19 protein-coding genes, 1 pseudogene and 1 riboswitch are annotated in these 18,801 nt (G+C 42.2%); of the genes and pseudogenes, 4 read left to right on the plus strand and 16 right to left on the minus strand.

Features of this window, described 5'->3' with window-relative positions; genetic code table 11:
* Positions 1–14: 14 nt before the first annotated feature.
* The 6 genes from C6Y07_RS05575 to C6Y07_RS05600 all read right to left on the minus strand — a co-directional run bounded on the left by C6Y07_RS05575 (position 15) and on the right by C6Y07_RS05600 (position 6,654).
* Positions 15–527: an adenine phosphoribosyltransferase gene (locus tag C6Y07_RS05575; protein WP_034661543.1), complete on the minus strand. Its 513-nt coding sequence runs from the start codon at positions 525–527 to the stop codon at positions 15–17.
* A 23-nt stretch (positions 528–550) separates the two neighbouring features.
* Positions 551–2,875: a single-stranded-DNA-specific exonuclease RecJ gene (recJ, locus tag C6Y07_RS05580; RefSeq protein ID WP_066030600.1), complete on the minus strand. Its 2,325-nt coding sequence runs from the start codon at positions 2,873–2,875 to the stop codon at positions 551–553.
* Between the two features lie 81 nt (positions 2,876–2,956).
* Positions 2,957–3,310, minus strand: coding sequence for a LapA family protein (locus tag C6Y07_RS05585; protein ID WP_060596869.1), 354 nt, complete (start codon positions 3,308–3,310; stop codon positions 2,957–2,959).
* A 101-nt stretch (positions 3,311–3,411) separates the two neighbouring features.
* A complete protein-coding gene (locus tag C6Y07_RS05590; protein WP_066030599.1) occupies positions 3,412–3,900 on the minus strand; it encodes a cation:proton antiporter regulatory subunit in 489 nt (162 codons plus the stop codon).
* Between the two features lie 187 nt (positions 3,901–4,087).
* Positions 4,088–6,316 (minus strand): protein translocase subunit SecDF, encoded by a 2,229-nt coding sequence (gene secDF, locus C6Y07_RS05595; RefSeq protein WP_060596871.1) that lies wholly within the window; start codon positions 6,314–6,316, stop codon positions 4,088–4,090.
* A 41-nt stretch (positions 6,317–6,357) separates the two neighbouring features.
* A complete protein-coding gene (locus C6Y07_RS05600; RefSeq protein WP_003216788.1) occupies positions 6,358–6,654 on the minus strand; it encodes a post-transcriptional regulator in 297 nt (98 codons plus the stop codon).
* Between the two features lie 115 nt (positions 6,655–6,769).
* On the opposite strand from C6Y07_RS05600, the gene spoVB reads away from it, so the two are divergent.
* A complete protein-coding gene (gene spoVB, locus C6Y07_RS05605) occupies positions 6,770–8,320 on the plus strand; it encodes a stage V sporulation protein B (protein WP_060596872.1) in 1,551 nt (516 codons plus the stop codon).
* 1 nt (position 8,321) lies between these two features.
* Here the strand turns inward: spoVB and C6Y07_RS05610 are convergent, their stop codons facing one another.
* Positions 8,322–8,984 carry a DUF421 domain-containing protein gene (locus tag C6Y07_RS05610; RefSeq protein WP_060596873.1) on the minus strand — a complete coding sequence of 221 codons (663 nt, stop codon included), beginning with the start codon at positions 8,982–8,984 and terminating at the stop codon, positions 8,322–8,324.
* A 164-nt stretch (positions 8,985–9,148) separates the two neighbouring features.
* On the opposite strand from C6Y07_RS05610, the gene C6Y07_RS05615 reads away from it, so the two are divergent.
* Entirely contained in the window at positions 9,149–9,526 is a 378-nt protein-coding gene (locus C6Y07_RS05615) for a TIGR04086 family membrane protein (RefSeq protein WP_034661565.1), read from the plus strand.
* Between the two features lie 49 nt (positions 9,527–9,575).
* On the opposite strand, the gene yajC is transcribed toward C6Y07_RS05615, so the two are convergent.
* The 7 genes from yajC to C6Y07_RS05650 form a co-directional block, all read right to left on the minus strand.
* Positions 9,576–9,842, minus strand: coding sequence for a preprotein translocase subunit YajC (gene yajC, locus C6Y07_RS05620; protein WP_003216659.1), 267 nt, complete (start codon positions 9,840–9,842; stop codon positions 9,576–9,578).
* Positions 9,843–9,889: 47 nt separating this feature from the next.
* Complete coding sequence (tgt, locus tag C6Y07_RS05625; RefSeq protein ID WP_060596874.1) at positions 9,890–11,035, minus strand: tRNA guanosine(34) transglycosylase Tgt; 1,146 nt, start codon at positions 11,033–11,035, stop codon at positions 9,890–9,892.
* Positions 11,036–11,066: 31 nt separating this feature from the next.
* Positions 11,067–12,095: a tRNA preQ1(34) S-adenosylmethionine ribosyltransferase-isomerase QueA gene (gene queA, locus C6Y07_RS05630; RefSeq protein WP_034661572.1), complete on the minus strand. Its 1,029-nt coding sequence runs from the start codon at positions 12,093–12,095 to the stop codon at positions 11,067–11,069.
* Between the two features lie 34 nt (positions 12,096–12,129).
* Complete coding sequence (locus C6Y07_RS05635; protein WP_034661574.1) at positions 12,130–12,330, minus strand: DUF2905 domain-containing protein; 201 nt, start codon at positions 12,328–12,330, stop codon at positions 12,130–12,132.
* Entirely contained in the window at positions 12,323–13,327 is a 1,005-nt protein-coding gene (gene ruvB / locus C6Y07_RS05640) for a Holliday junction branch migration DNA helicase RuvB (protein ID WP_060596875.1), read from the minus strand. Before ruvB ends, C6Y07_RS05635 begins: the two co-directional genes overlap by 8 nt.
* An 11-nt stretch (positions 13,328–13,338) precedes the next feature.
* Positions 13,339–13,944, minus strand: a complete 606-nt coding sequence (gene ruvA, locus C6Y07_RS05645; RefSeq protein ID WP_034321303.1) for a Holliday junction branch migration protein RuvA — start codon at positions 13,942–13,944, stop codon at positions 13,339–13,341.
* Positions 13,945–14,092: 148 nt separating this feature from the next.
* Positions 14,093–14,593 carry an intercompartmental signaling factor BofC gene (locus C6Y07_RS05650; RefSeq protein ID WP_181185478.1) on the minus strand — a complete coding sequence of 167 codons (501 nt, stop codon included), beginning with the start codon at positions 14,591–14,593 and terminating at the stop codon, positions 14,093–14,095.
* A 238-nt stretch (positions 14,594–14,831) separates the two neighbouring features.
* Here C6Y07_RS05650 and C6Y07_RS05655 point away from each other — a divergent pair, with 238 nt between their 5' ends.
* The gene (locus C6Y07_RS05655; RefSeq protein WP_060596876.1) at positions 14,832–15,476 is read left to right on the plus strand and encodes a serine/threonine protein kinase; all 645 of its coding nucleotides are present in this window, start codon (positions 14,832–14,834) and stop codon (positions 15,474–15,476) included.
* Positions 15,477–15,508: 32 nt separating this feature from the next.
* Here C6Y07_RS05655 and C6Y07_RS05660 read toward each other — a convergent pair whose 3' ends face one another.
* Both C6Y07_RS05660 and thiC read right to left on the minus strand, forming a co-directional pair.
* On the minus strand, positions 15,509–15,691 hold the full coding sequence (locus C6Y07_RS05660; RefSeq protein ID WP_003216799.1) for a hypothetical protein: 183 nt from the start codon (positions 15,689–15,691) through the stop codon (positions 15,509–15,511).
* A 372-nt stretch (positions 15,692–16,063) separates the two neighbouring features.
* On the minus strand, positions 16,064–17,824 hold the full coding sequence (gene thiC / locus C6Y07_RS05665) for a phosphomethylpyrimidine synthase ThiC (RefSeq protein ID WP_034661590.1): 1,761 nt from the start codon (positions 17,822–17,824) through the stop codon (positions 16,064–16,066).
* Between the two features lie 127 nt (positions 17,825–17,951).
* A riboswitch (TPP riboswitch) is annotated at positions 17,952–18,060 on the minus strand.
* A gap of 236 nt (positions 18,061–18,296) precedes the next feature.
* Between thiC and C6Y07_RS05670 the strand changes: the two are divergent.
* Positions 18,297–18,768 (plus strand): annotated as a pseudogene (locus tag C6Y07_RS05670) (lysine transporter LysE).
* Positions 18,769–18,801 lie beyond the last annotated feature (33 nt).

Consider the following 18,801-nt stretch of genomic DNA (forward strand, 5'->3'; position numbering starts at 1 on the left):
TGCGTAAAACTCCATTAGTATTGCATTAACGTCAAGATGTCGTAACCGTCAAGCTTCTTTCTGCCGTCCAGATACGTCAACTCAATCAAGAATGCAATTCCTGCCACAACGCCGCCTAATTCCTCTACAAGCTTGATGGATGCTTCAATTGTTCCACCAGTCGCAAGTAAGTCATCTGTAATCAGGACACGCTGACCAGGACGAATCGCATCTTTATGAATCGTTAATACATCTTTACCATATTCTAAACCGTAATCGACTTTAACGACTTCACGAGGAAGCTTTCCTTCTTTACGAACTGGTGCAAAACCTACACCTAGTGCGTATGCTACAGGGCAGCCAATAATGAATCCACGCGCTTCAGGTCCAACAATGAGATCAATGTCTCTTTCCTTCGCGTATTCAACGATTTGATCCGTTGCATAACGGTACACTTCGCCTTTATCCATTAACGTTGTAATATCTTTAAATTGTACACCTTCCTTTGGGTAGTCAGGTACAACTGTCACATATTGTTTTAAATCCATCTTTTCCTTTTCCTCCTCGTACGTCAAAGCACAGGTGAGACTTCGCTCATCATGCTATTCAGCCATTCCTTCAGCTCTTTGGCTGAGGAATATGTTAGTGTTTGATCGAGTTCCATCAATCGTTGTTTTGCTGTATAGGATGCTGATGCCGTTAAATCTTTTTTAGGGGCATCACGTACTATTGACAGCACACCATTCTCTATTTTAACAAAACCGAGTTCAAAAAACACCTTTGTCATAAAAATGATTGTTTCTTTTGTCCAGCCTCTATGTTTGGCAAGCTCCATTCCTTGTTCTTTGAGGGGGAAACTTCCTCGTTTTAACAAGAATCCATAAAACCATTTGAATTGATCACGGCTAGGGAAAGAAGACATAAAATGATCTTCTTTTCTTTGAAAAACCGTATAAACTCTAGCTGGCTTTTGGTTTTCTAAAAGTCGCCTTAGCAAATGCTCATCTGCAGGAACATCCGCAAAGACGATATACTTGCCCTCTACATCGAACGTTGAAACATTTTCTGCATGGACATGATAAATTGGGATATTGACTTCCTGTTTTGTTTCTTCGTCAAAACAGACCACCACATATTTTTCTGGATCAAGCGTGGAGATTGTCTTTTCCCAATCCTTTTTGCCGCGCAAATCAAACAGCTGCCATTCATCTACTCGGGCATCTTTTAGCATAAGCTGAGGTTTCTTCCGGTTATTCCATTCATTGATGGACATTTCACCAATGACGGAAATGCGGCTACCTGTGACAATTTCTTCTTTTAATTGGCCTTGATGAAAACCGACACAGTCAAGCAGCTTGTCTTCGTCTTTCAGAGACATTTTAATATGATTCTGATTTGCCCCAATCGTTCGGATCTCTTCAAGCCTCGCATCTTCAATCATGATGAACGGCTTTGGATTCTGCATGCCAAATGGTGACAGCATCCCCACTTCTTCAATCGCTTCAACCGTCAATTCGTCTACCTTGCATACGGCATCGACCCGCTGAATCGGAATAAAATCTTCTTCTGTCAACGTTTCATTCGCATATTGATTTAATCTTTCTCTTAGTAAAGGAACATCATCCGCTCGAAGTGTCATACCCGCAGCCATCGGGTGCCCGCCGAAATGCGGCAGAATGTCACGGCATTTGCTTAAATGGAAAAATAGATCGAAGCCAGGAATACTCCGCGCTGATCCTTTTGCCATTTGCGTCTCTTCATCTATTCCAAGCACAATCGCCGGACGAGAAAATCTATCCGTCAATTTAGAGGCAACAATTCCGACAACACCCGGATTCCAGCCAGCTTTCGCTACAACGATCGCAGACTGGTCATCACCTGTCTCTTCAACCATTTGAATGGCTTCTTCTGTGATTGTACTCACAATTTTTTGACGTTCTTTATTGAGTTCTTGTACAAAACAAGCGAGCTCTTCTGCTTCATCCTTATCCTCTGTCATGAGAAGATGAACAGCTGGATCTGCCTGCTCAATTCGCCCTACAGCATTCAGCCTTGGCGCAATTTGAAAGCCGACCGTTTCTTCATTTGCTTCTTCAAGAGTAGCTCCCGCTTCTTTCAATAACGCTTTCAGCCCCGGTCTATTCGACTGTCGAAGCTGCACAAGCCCTTTTTTGGCGAGCCATCTATTCTCATCATGAAGCGGCACAAGATCCGCTATTGTCCCAATTGCCGCAAGATCTAACAGCTGAGCTGGCAGTTTCCCAAGAAGTGCATGTGCCACTTTAAACGCTACGCCTACACCGGCAAGTTCTTTAAAAGGATACTCACAGCCCGGCTGCTTAGGATGGACAATCGCAAGTGCCTCAGGCAGCTCCTCACTTGGTTCATGGTGATCTGTAATGATCAGGTCTAACCCTATTTCTTTTGCAACACGTGCTTCATTTACAGCTGCAATGCCTGTATCGACCGTGATGACAAGCGATGCGCCTTGCTCTTTGATATATCGAAAAGCCTGTTCATTAGGCCCATAGCCTTCTTTAAATCGATCTGGAATATAAAAGTCTACTTTCGCAGACCGCTCTTTTAATGTATGTAAAAGCACAGACGTACTTGTCACACCATCCGCATCATAGTCTCCGAAGATCACAATCGATTCCTGCTCTTCGATCGCTTTGTTGATGCGCTCTACTGCTTCTTTCATCCCTTTTAATAGAAATGGATCATGAAATTCGGCTTTTTGATCAAATAAAAAAGACCTCGCTTCTTCTACTTCTTCGAGTCCTCTTTTTACAAGAAGCGATGCAGTCAGCGCTGAAATATTCAGATTTTCAGAGAGTGATTTCACTTTTTCTTCGCTTGGATGTTCATATTCCCAGCGCATTTTGGATAATAACATAAATTCACCCCTCAACCACACTATTATACTAGAGTGGCCTGAGGGGTTTCAATTTTTATTTTATGAAATTGTGCTGGAAGATTATTTTTCCTTCCGGTCAAATGATGCTGGCTGTTCTTTTAAAGGCGTCACATTCGGTTTCTTTTGAACGTCTTTGTCGATCTTTTTATTCGAAGCAGCAGGTGCAGGTGCGGCTGCACGCTCAGCTTTTAAAGCCTTTAGTTCACGTTTTAGTTTCACAATTTGGAAAATCCCTGCGAAAGCCACAATGAGTCCGCCCATTAGCACAGAACCAATAATGACAAGAATCAGCGGCCATTCAGCCGTTCCAAATAAGTAGTCAACTTGCACTGGCCGCACATTGATCACGGCAAATACTGAGACAATTAATACGAAAATAAATGCGAAGATGATGGTCCATTGTTGTTTGTTCATCTACATATCCCCCAAGCTTTTTCTTTTATTCTTCCCTTTTCCTTGTCCATTTTAAACACAGAAAGAAAATAGCGGAAGAAAATCTATCAGCATGGGCATGATTAGCTGCTGAGTTTTTCTTTAATGAGGTTCTTTATTTCTTGTCTTTCTCCAGAAATAACAAGGGTATCTCCTTCTTCAATGACCGTATCAGGTCCTGGATTTAACATCTTCTCATGTGATTTTCTCACGATAGCGATGACTGTTACTTGATCATTTTGGCGGACATTGAGGTCTCCAATTGTCTGCTGAACAGCTGGTGCATTCTTTTCAATCTTAAACCATTCAATCATCAGTTCATCAATGGCTACCTCTACAGTTTCAAGCGCTTTCGGCTTATATACCATGCCGCCTAAAATAGCTGCAATTTGTCTTGCTTCTTCATCGTTTAGCAAAATACCAGAAATAGATTCTTCATGGTCGTCCTCTTGAAAATGATACATTTCTCTTCTGCCGTCATCGTGTGTAATGATGGCAAGCTTCTCATTATTTCTTGTGATCATTTCGGCTTTGTGACCGATACCTGGCAGTTCAGTTTCCCGAACCTTCATAACAGCCCCTCCAATGAATAAAGCCAAATGCCTCAAACGGACACTTGCTTTCTATACTGCTCTAAACGTATGTCATTATAGCAAAAGACCATTTCAAGATCAATGATACCCGAAATGTTTTTTTCGAATCGACTTATTCTCGGGAAATCTATAGAAAAAAGACTGCCAAAAAGGCAGCCTTTCTCAATTAAATATCTTGCTCAGTATCAATCTTCGCCGGCTTTTTCAACTCACGGCCTTTCCACATGAGCCAAATTTGTGCTGCGATATATAGAGATGAGTACACCCCTGTTAACAGACCGACAAGTAAGGCGATGGAGAAGTTTGTAATCGACGCCGATCCGAAGATAAGCAGTGCGATCACAACAATTACGACAGTGAGTACCGTATTGATAGATCGTGTAAAGGTTTGCTGTAAACTCAAGTTGACGATGTAAGATAGATCTTCTACCGTTTTTGGTTTACGTTTCTTCATTTGCTCACGAACCCTATCGAACGTCACGATCGTGTCATTGATCGAATACCCGATCACCGTGAGGATCGCCGCAATGAAGGTCACATCTACCTCTAATCGTGTGATACTAAAGAATGCCACAATGAAGAATGCATCATATAAAAGGGAAGCAATCGCTGCAATGGCCATTTTATATTCAAAACGAATGGAAACATAAATAATGATCCCAATCGAAGCAATGATGATGGCATATAAAGCATTGCGTGCAAGTTCTTTTCCGACAGTAGGAGACACCGTGCTGACATTCGGTTCTGTACCATACTTATCTTTAAAGTAATCTTTCACTTCTGCGATTTTTTCTTTATTTGGCACACCAACAAATCTTGCCGCTGCTTGATTTTCTTTTTGACCAGATAACACAACACTATCTGTATCAAGATCTAATTTTTGAAAGTCTTGCTCAATTTGAGCAGTTGACAGCTTATGGTCACTTTGAATGTCTACTCTTGTACCACTTGCAAAGTCAATACCCGCATTGAGTTTGAAAATCGAAAGGACGATAATCCCCGCAATGGTAATGGCTACTGAGAAAATCATGAAACCTTTTCGCTTGCTGACAAAATCCCATTTATCAAACGGTGTTTTTGGTTCAGTATTTTCTGTTGTTTCATGAATATCGATGATGTCTTTTTGACGGACACCAAACCAGCCTTTCTTGCGATCGAGCGCGCGGCTTTCCACAAGCAGTCCAAGAAGGAATCTTGATAGGAATACAGCCGTAATAAAGCTTGTTAAGATGGAAAGGATCAGCATAGTCGCAAACCCTTTTACAGAACTTGTCCCGAAGAAGAAAAGGACGCCCCCTGCAATAATACTCGTTAAGTTTGCATCAAAGATGGTCGCAAATGATCGGCGGTTCCCTGACCTGAAAGCAGAACGGACAGATTTACCGAGCTTAAGCTCCTCTTTGATTCGTTCATATGTGATGATGTTGGCATCAACCGCCATCCCTACTCCAAGAATCAGTGCCGCAATTCCAGGAAGTGTCAGAACAGCACCCATCCAGTCAAACACCTGTAAGGTAATATAGATATACGTTGATAACGTGATGACAGCAATAAGACCAGGTATTCGGTAATAAAAAAGCATGAATAAGAAAATGAGGGCAATTCCCACAATCCCTGCAAAGACAGTTTCATTTAATGCCTGTTCACCAAATTGCGCACTCACTGATGTGGAGTACTTTTCGGTTAATTTCACTGGCAATGCCCCAGCATTTAAAATACTTGCAAGGTCCTTTGCCTCTTGGACAGTAAATTTCCCTTCAATTTGCACGTCACTGCTGTTAATTTCTTGGTTCACATTCGGCGCAGAGACATACTTGTGGTTTGATTTTGAGACTTCTTTTTTGAAGGAATCTCCTTTGTGGTAATCAAGCCAAATGACAAGCTGGTTATTCGGCGCCATCGCCGCTACTTTTCTTGTGACGTCACCAAATTTTTTCGCATCCTTTAGTTTAACCGTCACAATTGGCTCATTCGTTTGACTGAATGTTTGTTTTGCACTGTTTTCGACCAAGTCAGCCCCGTTTAGGAGTTCTTTATCATTCGTATCTCTGAAGGATAGCTGTGCTTCAGTGGAAAGAATCTCCCTAGCTCTGTTTTGATCTTTTACCCCCGCAAGTTGCACGCGGATACGATTGTTGCCTTCAATCGAGATGTTCGGCTCACTTACACCTAGCACATTGGCTCTTCGGTTTAAAGCCTCCACTGTACTGACGAGGACACTATTTGTAATCTTGTCCTCTTTTTTCACTGGATGTACATCATACAGGACTTCAAATCCACCCTGCAAATCCAGCCCTAGCGTCATATCTTTCGCAACAGGCTTTGTTAGTAAGCCTACGCCAGTTCCGATTAACAGAACCACTAAGAAAAACGCAAGAATGCGCCCTTTTTTCATTATGTATTTCCTCCTTAAACACCTGAATCCATTAAGATGGCTTATTTCAACAGTTCATCTAGCATATTCTTGCCATCTTCACTGTCCAAAAAAGCAGACGTTTTAAACGACTGAACGGTTGCATAGTTCATAAATTCGCCAATTTTCACAGATAAAATATCTGCAACCATTTCATGAATCGGATACTCTTGTTTTTTCTTCCACTTCTTATTCTCTAAGTATGACCATAATTCCTCTAAATCTACATCTTTATAGCCCAAAACGATGAATTCTTCAAGCTTACTGAACAGAAAAGGCTTTAAATGGTCTTTGTAAATTGCAGCCGGATGTTGTGTCAATGGGATGCTCCCCCTTTTCAGTTTTTATCGAGAGACTTGTCATGCTTGGACGATATACACGCATATCTTATTGTATATGATTCTATGTCGTTTGAGAAGGCAGGTGATCTTTGATTTGACGAAGCAAACGTTTTTAAAGGGCACGATTATTTTAATTTTAGCAGGTTTTATCACGAGAATATTGGGTTTTGTCAATCGGATTGTGATTGCAAGGTTCATTGGCGAAGAAGGAGTCGGGCTTTATATGATGGCTGCCCCTACCTTTTTTCTCGCTGTGACGCTGACACAATTTGGACTGCCTGTCGCTATTAGCAAGCTTGTCGCAGAAGCAGAAGCCCGGGGTGACAAACAGAAAACTAAACGTATTCTAGTCATGTCCCTTGCGATAACAGGGACACTCAGCCTGATATTCACGCCGCTCTTTTTATGGTTTGCACCCATCATGGCAGAAAATATGCTGACAGATCCTAGAACGGTCTATCCACTTCTTGCTATTACGCCCGTTGTCCCAGTCATCGCCATTTCCAGTGTGCTGAGAGGATATTTTCAAGGCAGACAGCAAATGAGCCCGCTTGCCATATCTCAAGTACTGGAACAGGTCGCAAGAATTTCTCTAGTGGCAGTATGTACAACAGCTTTCCTTCCTTATGGGATTGAATACGCGGCAGCTGGTGCGATGATTTCATCTGTCATTGGAGAGATGATTTCACTTGCATATTTACTGATTGCCTTTCGTTATAAAAAGACCATTCGTATTCGAAAACGATTTTTTAAGGCGATTCATGACGGTAAGGACACGTTTAAGCAGCTGATGAGTATTGCCCTGCCAACAACAGGCAGCCGTTTCATCGGGAATATTTCGTGGTTTTTAGAGCCGATAGTTGTCGCGCAAAGTCTTGCTATTGCTGGATATGCGGCTGTAGAAGCGACAAGGCAGTATGGGGAGTTGACTGGTCTTGCGCTGACCCTTTTGACACTGCCTAGCTTTATTACGTACTCTCTATCCACTGCATTGGTCCCGGCGATCAGTGAAGGAATGGAGCAGAACAAACGCAAAACGGTCGAATACCGCCTGAAGCAGGCGATGCGTCTTTGTCTACTCAGCGGAGGCATTTCCTGTATTATTCTTTTCGTTTATGCAGAAGATTTAACGCTCTTTATGTATGGTTCATCGCATGCGGCTATCTATGTGAAATTCATGGCCCCATTTTTTCTATTATATTATTTTCAAGGGCCGCTTCAAGCTGTCCTGCAAGCACTCAATTTAGCTGGCGCGGCGATGACGAATAGTCTGATAGGTGCTGTTGTGAAAACAGGGATGATTTTTGTCCTTGCTTCACAGCCGGGCTTTGGCATTATGGGGGCAGCACTCGCGATATTAATCGGCATCGTCCTTGTCACGCTGCTTCATGCGGCAACTGTCGGTAAAGTACTGCCTATTCATTTACCAATGAAGGAATATGGGATATGCGTTCTTGTGATCATCGGCACCGGGGCTGTCAGCCTTTGGCTGAAGTCTCAAGTAAACGGGCTCTTTTCTGCCCCTATTGAGCTTGTGATGCTGATCTTTGTTACGTGTATGCTATATGTCATTCTATTAATCTGTCTAGGGCTAGTGAAGCGTGAAGAGCTTCGCCGCCTCCCATTCATTGGGAAACTGCTTTAGCTCATCTCTTCTTGATCACTTCATCTTTCAAATCAATATAAAATGTCTTTTGATTAAAGCTGCAGTAGGAAATCTGATCAATTTCATGATAGCCCCTTTTGGCAAGCTCATCTTTCAGCCACTGTTCATTTTGATTAATTTGCTTCAGATGATCGTGCTGTACAACACCATCTGCAATAAGTGGCAGCTCAAGCGCTCCGTGTGTGTGCTTGTTTTCTTTTTCAACGACCGCAAGCTTTCCGGATGGCTCTAAAATGGCGTAAGAGACATCCTGAATGCTATCGATGTTGTTTTCTCTTAATTGAATAAGCAGGTCATCAAAATTGTATCGCTGTTTTCTCATCGCCCCCTCGTCGATTTTCCCATTGATGATGAGCAGGGCCGGTTTGCCGTCTAGAAAGCGCCGGACACCTTGGAATTTCAATGAGAGGTAGGCGAGTGTGATTTGAATGAAGGTTAACAGCAGGATCGGCCATACCGTATGTAACATGTGATCTTCGACTTCTTCTATGGCGAGAACTGCAATTTCTGCGATCATCATAAAAATGACAAGATCTAAAATACTCAATTCGCCAATTTCTCTCTTGCCCATTAACCGAAAAATAAACCAAACAAGAAAATATAAAATGATTGTTCTCATGGAGATAATCAAGATGTCCTGCATGTGATGTAAACCTCCTTCTCCACCATAGCTTGTGTCAAAACACTTTATTTATGTAGAAAAGAAAGCCTCTGTTTTTATCGTGAGAAACATGTCTATTTTTTCTTCATGGTGAATACATTTTAGTAAAAGACAAGCTTCGGTCAATTGGAGAGGAGACGAATCACATGCAGGAAACGAAACAAATCGGAAAAGGGATTTTATCCGGCTTAATGGCCATTTTTATCGTGATGATTGTCACAAGTTTACTTGTATCGCTCATGCTTACCTTCACAAGTATGCAGGAATCATCGTTTAAATGGATGATTATGATTTTGTCCTTTGTGGCACTTTTATTAGGAGGGATCATTTCTGGAGGAAAAGCAAAGGAGCGCGGCTGGCTCATTGGCGCGATCACTTCTATGATCTTTTCTCTCACTGTATTCTTATTTCAATATTTAGGGTTTGGAGAAACCTTTTCACCAGAGCAGTTTATCTATCATGGGGCATTTCTAGGGATTTGTATGCTGGGCGGAATGATTGGCGTCAATCTTCGAGGCAAATAAAAAAAGAGCGGATCATATCGCTCTTTTTTTATGGCTATGTATCGGAGGATTAACCTTTGTCAGCTAATTCTCTAATAGCACGTCGATCGAAAGTTAAACGGTTGTTCTCGCTAGTTTTGATGACCACTTTTGATTCATCAATGTAGTCGATTTCACCGTGTAAACCACCGATTGTGACGATTTTATCGCCTTTTGATAAAGATTGCTGCATCTGACGCACAGCTTTTTGTTGCTTTTGCTGTGGACGGATTAACAAGAAGTAAAGCACAGCAAACATGACAACAATCATAATGATTGAACCCATACCACCATCCATTCTATTTCACCCCTTTCTAAAGCATTATAAAGCCTTTCGTTTATGCGTTAAAAGTTTTTCGCATTCGGTTCGTTAAAGCCATAACGTTCAAAAAACTCTTCTTTAAAATCACCTAAACGATCCTCACGGATAGCTTCTCTCACTTGCTCCATTAATTTTAACAGAAAATGAAGATTATGATAAGTTGTTAATCGAATTCCGAACGTTTCATTTGTTCGGATTAAATGTCTAATATAGGCGCGTGTGTAGTTTTTACATGTGTAGCAGTCACAATTTTCATCGATTGGTCTGAAATCACGTTCATATTTTGCATTTTTCACAACAAGACGTCCTTCGCTTGTCATCAAGGTGCCGTTTCTTGCAATTCGCGTCGGCAATACGCAGTCAAACATATCTACACCGCGAATGGCACCGTCAATTAAGGAATCTGGTGAGCCGACACCCATTAAGTACCTTGGCTTGTCTGCCGGTAACAATGGCGTTGTGAACTCCAGTACACGGTTCATCACATCTTTTGGTTCACCAACAGATAAGCCTCCGATGGCGTAGCCTGGGAAATCAAGTGAAACCAGATCTTTTGCACTTTGTTTACGAAGCTCTTCGTATTCTCCGCCTTGGACAATTCCAAACAGCCCTTGATCCTCTGGACGCTGGTGCGCTTCTAGACAGCGCTCTGCCCATCTGCTTGTCCGCTCCACAGAACGTTTCATGTAGTCGTACTCTGCTGGATATGGCGGACATTCATCAAATGCCATCATAATATCAGAGCCAAGCGCATTTTGGATGTCCATGGCCTTTTCAGGAGAAAGGAACAGCTTGTCTCCGTTTAAGTGATTACGGAAGTGGACGCCTTCTTCTTCAATTTTTCTAAATTCACTCAAAGAGAATACTTGGAATCCGCCTGAATCGGTCAGAATCGCTCGATCCCAGTTCATAAATTTGTGCAGCCCGCCTGCTTCTTTCACAATGTCATGACCCGGACGGAGCCATAGGTGGTACGTATTGCTTAAGATGATGCCTGCATCCATTGCCTTTAGTTCTTCAGGTGCCATCGTTTTGACTGTAGCCAGTGTACCTACCGGCATAAATACAGGTGTTTCAAAGGAGCCGTGCGGTGTATGAACGCGTCCTAGTCGTGCACCTGTTTGTTTGCATGTTTTAATGAACTCATAACGTATCGGTAATTGCGACAAAAATGAGCCCTCCTGTCTTTGTTGTATGATGTTATTGAATCAGCATGGCATCGCCAAAGCTGAAGAATCGGTATTCCTCTTTTACAGCCTCATTGTACGCTTTTAGTACATGCTCTCGTCCAGCTAATGCGCTGACAAGCATGATTAACGAGGATTTTGGCAGATGGAAATTCGTGATCATGCCATCAATGGCCTTGAATGTATAGCCTGGGTAAATAAAGATTGACGTCCAGCCGCTTGACGCTTTGAATTCGCCGTCATGCGCACTTGCAATGGTTTCGAGCGTTCTCGTTGACGTTGTCCCAACTGAAATAATCCGTCCGCCTTCCTTGCGAACGCGATTGAGCTCTTCAGCTGTTTCTTCATTCATTTCGTAAAACTCTGCGTGCATTTCGTGTTCTTCAATACGTTCTGCACTGACCGGACGAAAAGTACCAAGCCCCACGTGCAGTGTAATGAAAGCTATATGCACACCTTTTGCTTTCAGCGCATCCAGCAGCTCGTTTGTAAAGTGAAGACCAGCAGTTGGAGCAGCAGCGGAGCCAACCTCTTTTGAATACACCGTTTGATAGCGTTCACGATCGTCAAGCTGCTCTTTAATATAAGGAGGCAGCGGCATCTCACCGAGGGATTCAAGTACTTCATAAAAAATGCCTGTATACTGAAACTTAACTTTTCTTCCGCCATGTTCCATCTCTTCTGTACATACCGCTTGAAGCCGTCCATCACCAAATGTGATAACCGTTCCTTTTTTCACCCGTTTGGCTGGTTTTACAAGTGTTTCCCAGTTGTCTCCCTCCTCTTGTTTTAATAGAAGAAGTTCAACTTTTGCACCTGTATCCTCTTTCATTCCAAACAAACGTGCCGGCAGAACGCGTGTATTGTTTAAAACGAGACAATCACCCGTTTGAAAATAATCGGTGATTTGTGAGAATGTATCATGTGTCATCGCACCCGTTTGTTTGTTTAAGACCATCAGTCTTGATGCATCTCGTTTTTCAAGCGGCACTTGTGCAATCAATCTTTCTGGTAAATCAAAATCAAATAGTTCTAGCTTCATTTCCTTCACCTATTCTGTAGTTAACTAGTTAACGTTATTTCATCCGTCCAAAGATATTAAGTAATATGGTTAGCACAATGCTAATGGCAATGCATGTGATCACAGGAAAAAAGAACGTCACATTTCCTTTTTTCACAAAAATATCACCTGGAAGCTTACCAACCAATTGAAATACTAATCCTGCGGCAAAAAGGACACCACCTAAAATCATCAATATTTTAGGGAATTCAGTCACGAATCGGAACCTCCATTTGAAAATGTTCATACGCTTCTCTTGTGACGACCCGTCCTCTTGGTGTTCTTTGCAGGAAACCAATTTGCAGTAAATACGGTTCGTACACATCTTCAATCGTATGTGATTCTTCTCCAATTGTCGCTGAGATTGTATCAAGCCCTACAGGACCGCCTCTAAATTTTTCGATCATACTTAAAAGCAGCTTATGATCTATATGATCCAGACCAAGCCTGTCGACTTGAAGGCGCTCAAGGGCATCTTCCGCAATGTCCTCGGTAATCGCATGATTCCCAAGCACCTGCGCAAAATCTCTTACTCTTCTGAGCAGACGATTGGCAACCCTTGGCGTGCCCCGGGAACGTCTTGCGATCTCTTCGGCTGAGCGAAGATCGATCCCAATCTCAAACAGCTCGGCTGTTCTTGCCACAATGTGAGCCAAATCTCTTTGCTCATAGTATTCCAATCTTGCATGTACCCCAAACCTGTCACGAAGCGGTGCTGTTAAAAGCCCTACACGGGTCGTGGCACCTACAAGTGTAAATGGCGGTAAATCAAGCCGTACAGAGCGCGCTGTATCTCCTTTGCCAATGACGATATCTAAACAAAAATCCTCCATTGCCGGATAAAGCACTTCCTCAATTGAGCGCTGCAAGCGATGAATTTCATCTATAAACAACACATCACCTGGCTCAAGAGAAGTTAAGATTGCCGCCAAATCGCCAGGACGTTCAATCGCTGGTCCAGATGTTGTACGCAGCTGAACATTCATTTCATTGGCGATAATCGACGCAAGCGTTGTTTTCCCGAGTCCAGGCGGTCCATATAAAAGGACGTGATCGAGTGTTTCCTGCCTCATGCGGGCAGCTTCAATAAACACACTGAGGTTATCTTTTACTTTTTGCTGACCAATATATTGGCTAAGTGTCTGTGGCCGCAGACTTTGCTCAATGGCTGATTCATGGTTGTCTGCTTCAGTTGAGACGAGCCGTTCATCCATGAGACATCACCCTATTTCAACATTTTTTGTAAAGCTTTTTTCACATATTGATCGGTTGTGAGATTCTTTTCTTCTTTTAATAATGGAAGAACCTTTTTAATTTCACGATCACCGTATCCAAGAACATTTAAGGCTTCAAGCGCTTCGTCTAATGCCGTTTGCTGCGTTTCGACCTGAATATGGTCCTCGTGATTAAATAGGTTGCCAATCATTTCCGGTACGACATCGGCTAGCTTTCCTTTTAGATCGAGAATGATTTGGCGAGCTGTCTTTTTGCCAACACCAGGGAACTTAATCAGGAACGCTTCATCTTCACGTTCTATCGCTGAAATGACAGCGCCAGGATCACCGGAAGCAAGAATCGCTAGAGCCCCCTTCGGCCCAATCCCCGTGACATTTAACAGTTTTGTGAACAGCGCTTTTTCTTCTCGCGTTTGAAATCCATATAACGAAAAAGCGTCTTCCTTTATGTAATGATACGTATAAATCGTTTCTTGTTTGTTTACTTGATAGATAAACGGGTTTGGGGTATAGACTTGATATCCCACTCCGCCGTTTTCAATGACAACATATTGCGGGCACACATAATCAATGGTCCCTTTTACAAACTCTATCACCGTTTTCACCTCTTTGACTGTTCTTCATTGTAACATAAATCGAGAAGAAAACCGCAATAAAAGTTAACATACGTTCGCTCAATGCATTTTTACGATAAAACCACGAAAAACAGCTTGCGGCCTTCACACCAGCAAGCTGTTACACGCTTTAAAACGATATTTCATTTCGGTAAGGCTTCATGACTTCAAGCACATGCTCAAATTCATCCTTTGTTCGAAAAGGAATGCCTTGCTCAAGCTGCTCCTCCACATGACTTTCTAAACGGGACGTATCAATTTGAAAAAAGAGATGAATAGGCTCCGCCCAGCCGTCAGGCCTTCCATGAAACGTAGAAATCACACCGTCCTCTGATAATCCGATATATCCATTTGCTTTACTTAATGGAGAGATATCATCAATTTGCTTTCTAAAAAGCGCAAAATCCTCTCTCTGTTCTACTAGCGTCCAGCCTTTATACTGTGCCCAGAATGTGTCTTTGTCTTCTAATGAAGCCCGGTGTCTTTCAATACTCACATCTCCGTCTAGATAGACTTTTTCAAGCTGCACGGTGATAGAGTTTGACTGCTTTTGCAAGTGTTCTTTTCCTTCCATATCCGCAGCGAAAAAAAGCACACTTGTCATGATAAGTCCTGTAACGAAACATTTCATCTTCACTTTCACTATTTACACCTCTTTAGAACATGAGATCGATGCATGACATATGTAGTTTGACCCATTTTTCTAAACATTAACCAAATCGATGAATGAATATATGGGAAGAGTCTTTCGTTGTATCCTTCATTCGTAAATGGTATGTTTTATACAATCCATTGCTTTATCGAATGACTCGGTTTTTTCATCATTCGTTTTTCAGCCGCATAAACTGAAACCAAAGAAGGTGAAGTCAATGTCAGATGTTAAAAGATTAGCCGAATCGATTCAGTATCATGAAGATAAACGTCTTCATAAGCTTGCCTTTAAACCGGCAGAGCTTGAACTGTGCGGCAAAGGAAGAAGTGCCTATGTCTTTTCATACAAAAAAGACGGCAAGAAAATGGCACTAAAAGTCTTTTTCCCTTCTTATCACCATATTGCCCGCAAAGAAGCCGCCATTTATGAAAAACTTTCTGGTTCGTCTTACTACCCTGAGATTTATGAATCTGGGGATCAGTATATTTTAATGGAATATATTAAAGGCTACACATTCTATGAATGCCTCACAAAGGGGATTCCTATTAAAAAACAAATGATTGAACAAGTGGATGATGCGCTAGAAGAAGCACGCGAGAAAGGATTGAATCCTTCTGATATCCATCTGCGGAATCTGATCTTAACAAAGGAAGGCCAGGTCAGGGTCATCGACGTAGCCCGTTTCACACAAACAAAAGCATGCCACCAATGGAATGATTTAAAAGCCGCTTACGCTTATTATCAAAAACCTTTTTTCCCTAAAAAAGCACCGCGTCTATGGCTTGAAGTGATTGCTTATTTGTATAAAAAGAACTGGCTGTCCCGCGGTCAGCTTAATAATCGAAATGATTTTTCTGCATAATGAAAGCCGCTCAGAGAGAGCGGCTTTCTGTTTTAATCTGTTTCTACGTGGATGCTATTCACATTTAATAAGTTAATGATTTCATTATTCAGCTTAAACCAATGATTGGCTTCTTCAATTTTCTTATACACATCATAGGTAGCTGGGCGTTTTAGCTCGAAATCAAGCACTTCCCCATTGTTCATATGAAATGTTACCTTAAATACTTTCATCATAAGATCACCTTCCACTCTTTCTTGTTAGCTGGCCAAATAGATCGGCTCTTTTCATTCATTCTCTATTCAACACGTTTCCCCTCCTTCTTTCCTTTCAAACACAAGAAGTTTAAATTTTGTTTAAATTCAAACAACATCTCTATCCCTCTGCTTTGCAAAGAAGTATATTATTTAAAAAGGAGGCTGTCTTCATGAAACGGCAAAAGAAACGAACATCTCCCGAAAGACAAACCGTCTTTTTTCATTTAACAGATGCCCTCATTCCGAGTTTGGACATGATGGTATGCATTAAAAGCATTTTTCCACCTCTTAAGAAAAGCCTTTTCCGCCATCTGATAAAACCCCGCACAACATATGTGCGAGGTTCTTTTTTTAGGATGAATAAATTTGACTTCCTTGGCTGATAAACTCTTTCGCCTTCTTCTCCATCTCTCTTTTCACTTCTTCTGATTGATTGCGAATATCATGGGAAATTTTCATACTGCAAAACTTCGGTCCGCACATCGAGCAAAAATGGGCAGTCTTAGCGCCTTCCGCAGGCAATGTTTCATCATGGAACGCCATAGCTCTTTCTGGATCAAGTGACAGGTGGAATTGGTCACGCCACCTAAATTCAAACCTCGCTTTCGATAAAGCATCATCGCGCTTTTGAGCAGCAGGATGTCCTTTTGCTAGATCAGCGGCATGTGCGGCAATTTTATAGGCAATCACACCTTCTCTCACATCTTCTTTGTTCGGCAGACCTAAATGCTCTTTTGGCGTCACATAGCATAGCATCGCTGTTCCATACCAGCCGATCATGGCCGCACCGATGGCGGATGTAATGTGATCATATCCCGGGGCAATATCTGTTGTAAGAGGCCCTAACGTATAAAATGGTGCCTCTTTGCAAATCTCCATTTGCTTGTCCACATTCTCTTTGATTTTATCCATCGGAACATGTCCAGGCCCTTCAATCATCACCTGTACATCATGTTTCCAAGCGATCTCTGTCAATTCACCTAACGTTTCAAGCTCTGCAAACTGCGCCTCATCATTGGCATCAGCAATCGAGCCTGGTCTCAGACCGTCTCCAAGTGAAAAAGCAATATCATACGTTTTCATAATCTCACAAATGTCTTCGAAGTGGGTATAGAGGAAATTCTCTTGATGATGGGCAAGACACCACCTTGCCATAATGGCACCGCCTCTTGAAACAATTCCGGTCACCCGATCGACTGTCAGCGGAATATACCTTAACCTCACGCCCGCATGAATCGTGAAGTAGTCTACTCCTTGCTCTGCTTGTTCAATTAATGTGTCTCTGTACACGTCCCACGTCAAATCTTCTGCCACTCCATTTACTTTTTCAAGCGCCTGATAAATGGGAACGGTTCCTACTGGGACTGGGCAATTCCGTATGATCCATTCTCTCGTTGTATGAATGTCCTTTCCTGTAGACAGGTCCATCATGGTGTCTGCACCCCATCTGATCGCCCATGTCATCTTTTCTACCTCTTCATCAATGGATGATGTCACAGCTGAATTGCCAATATTCGCATTGATTTTGACGTGAAAATGCCTTCCAATAATCATCGGTTCACTTTCAGGATGGTTAATATTCGCTGGAATGACTGCTCTTCCGCTGGCTACCTCCTCTCTCACAAACTCAGGGCTTAGCTCTTCTCTTAACGCGATAAACTCCATTTCAGGCGTAACAATACCTTTTTTTGCATAATGCATTTGCGTCACACAGGCACCTTGTTTTGCGCGGAGCGGCTCATGATGAAAATCAGTATGAACATGATGAAAGGACTCTTTTTCCTTAGAACGATATCCGTTATCTTCTGGTTTCACATGGCGCCCTTCATAGCTTTCTGTATCCCCTCTTTCTTCGATCCATGCTGCCCTAAGGCGTTTTAATCCCTTAGTGACATCAATATGGGCTCTCTCATCGGTGTACGGTCCACTCGTATCGTACACACGAATCGGTTCATTTTGAATGTTCCCCGCCTGTGTCACAGTTTTTGAGAGGGCAATCTCCCTTTTTGGCACTAAAATGTCAGGTCTTGATCCTTTCTCATACACCTTTCGGCTGCCGTCAAAGCTTGATAATAAGGATTGAGTTGTTGGGGTATTTTTCTTTTCTTTCATTTGCTGTTCTCTCCTTCTCTTCTTGTCACCGGACAGGATGGAATCAGCACCAGCAAAAAAACCAGGCTCTATGAACAGAACCTGGTTTCGTCGACAGAAATAAACATGAATGTCATTCATATGACCCATGTATCATCTTCAACTTCCCCACGCTGGTACGAGCCAGATCAGGTCCAAAGGGTTAAGAAGCATACACTTCTCTCTCAGCCCAACTGCGGGCACCCCTAGTCACATTTATTGATTTCCACAACAGTGTAGCATAGAGATGCCATGAAAAAAAGAAGTTTTAGGAAAATAGTTCCTTTCCACTACAAAAGAGATACAGCAAGCTTGATATGCACCTTTATATACATCATCTCTCCCAATCATTCGATAAAATATGAAATAATCATTGATCCTTTTCTCCTATTATGTATAGTTAATCTAAACTGAGAATTTTTATACAAATTTTCCCAAAGGAAGTTCTAGTCGATTGCAAACATTTCTCGCATTTATCGTCGTAGGATTGTCAATTCCTCTGCCAGTTGGAGCGATCACGGTTGAAATGACAAAAAGGGATTAAAAAACGGATTCTTTCATGGATGCTGAATTTGCTCAGTTTTTATCACTGCCATTTGTCCAAATCCCGCTCTGGCTGATCGGAGCAGTATTCTTAATAATTCGGATCAAGACATCCATTTAGCTGGCGAAAAAGTCAATAAATCATTCGCAAAAACGTACAGAAACGGCTTGCTTGTTGCGGTGTCCCCTGTACTGGCAGATGCATATCCAAAAACAGATTCATCTGAATTTATGCTGGCTTCAGGCGGTATTTTGGCAGGGATTCTCCTTCATGACATCTGTCTTCTCCCCCTTGTATCCTTAACAAGAAAGGTATTTTATTACTTGGATTTGGCTGTTATTTCTTTTACGAATTTTATACAGGCATCAAGGGTTATTTTTAAGAAAAGGCTAAAGTTCTTGAGGAACTTTAGCCT

Source organism: Bacillus sp. LNXM12-1, from assembly GCF_003004375.1.
GTDB lineage: Bacteria > Bacillota > Bacilli > Bacillales > Bacillaceae > Bacillus.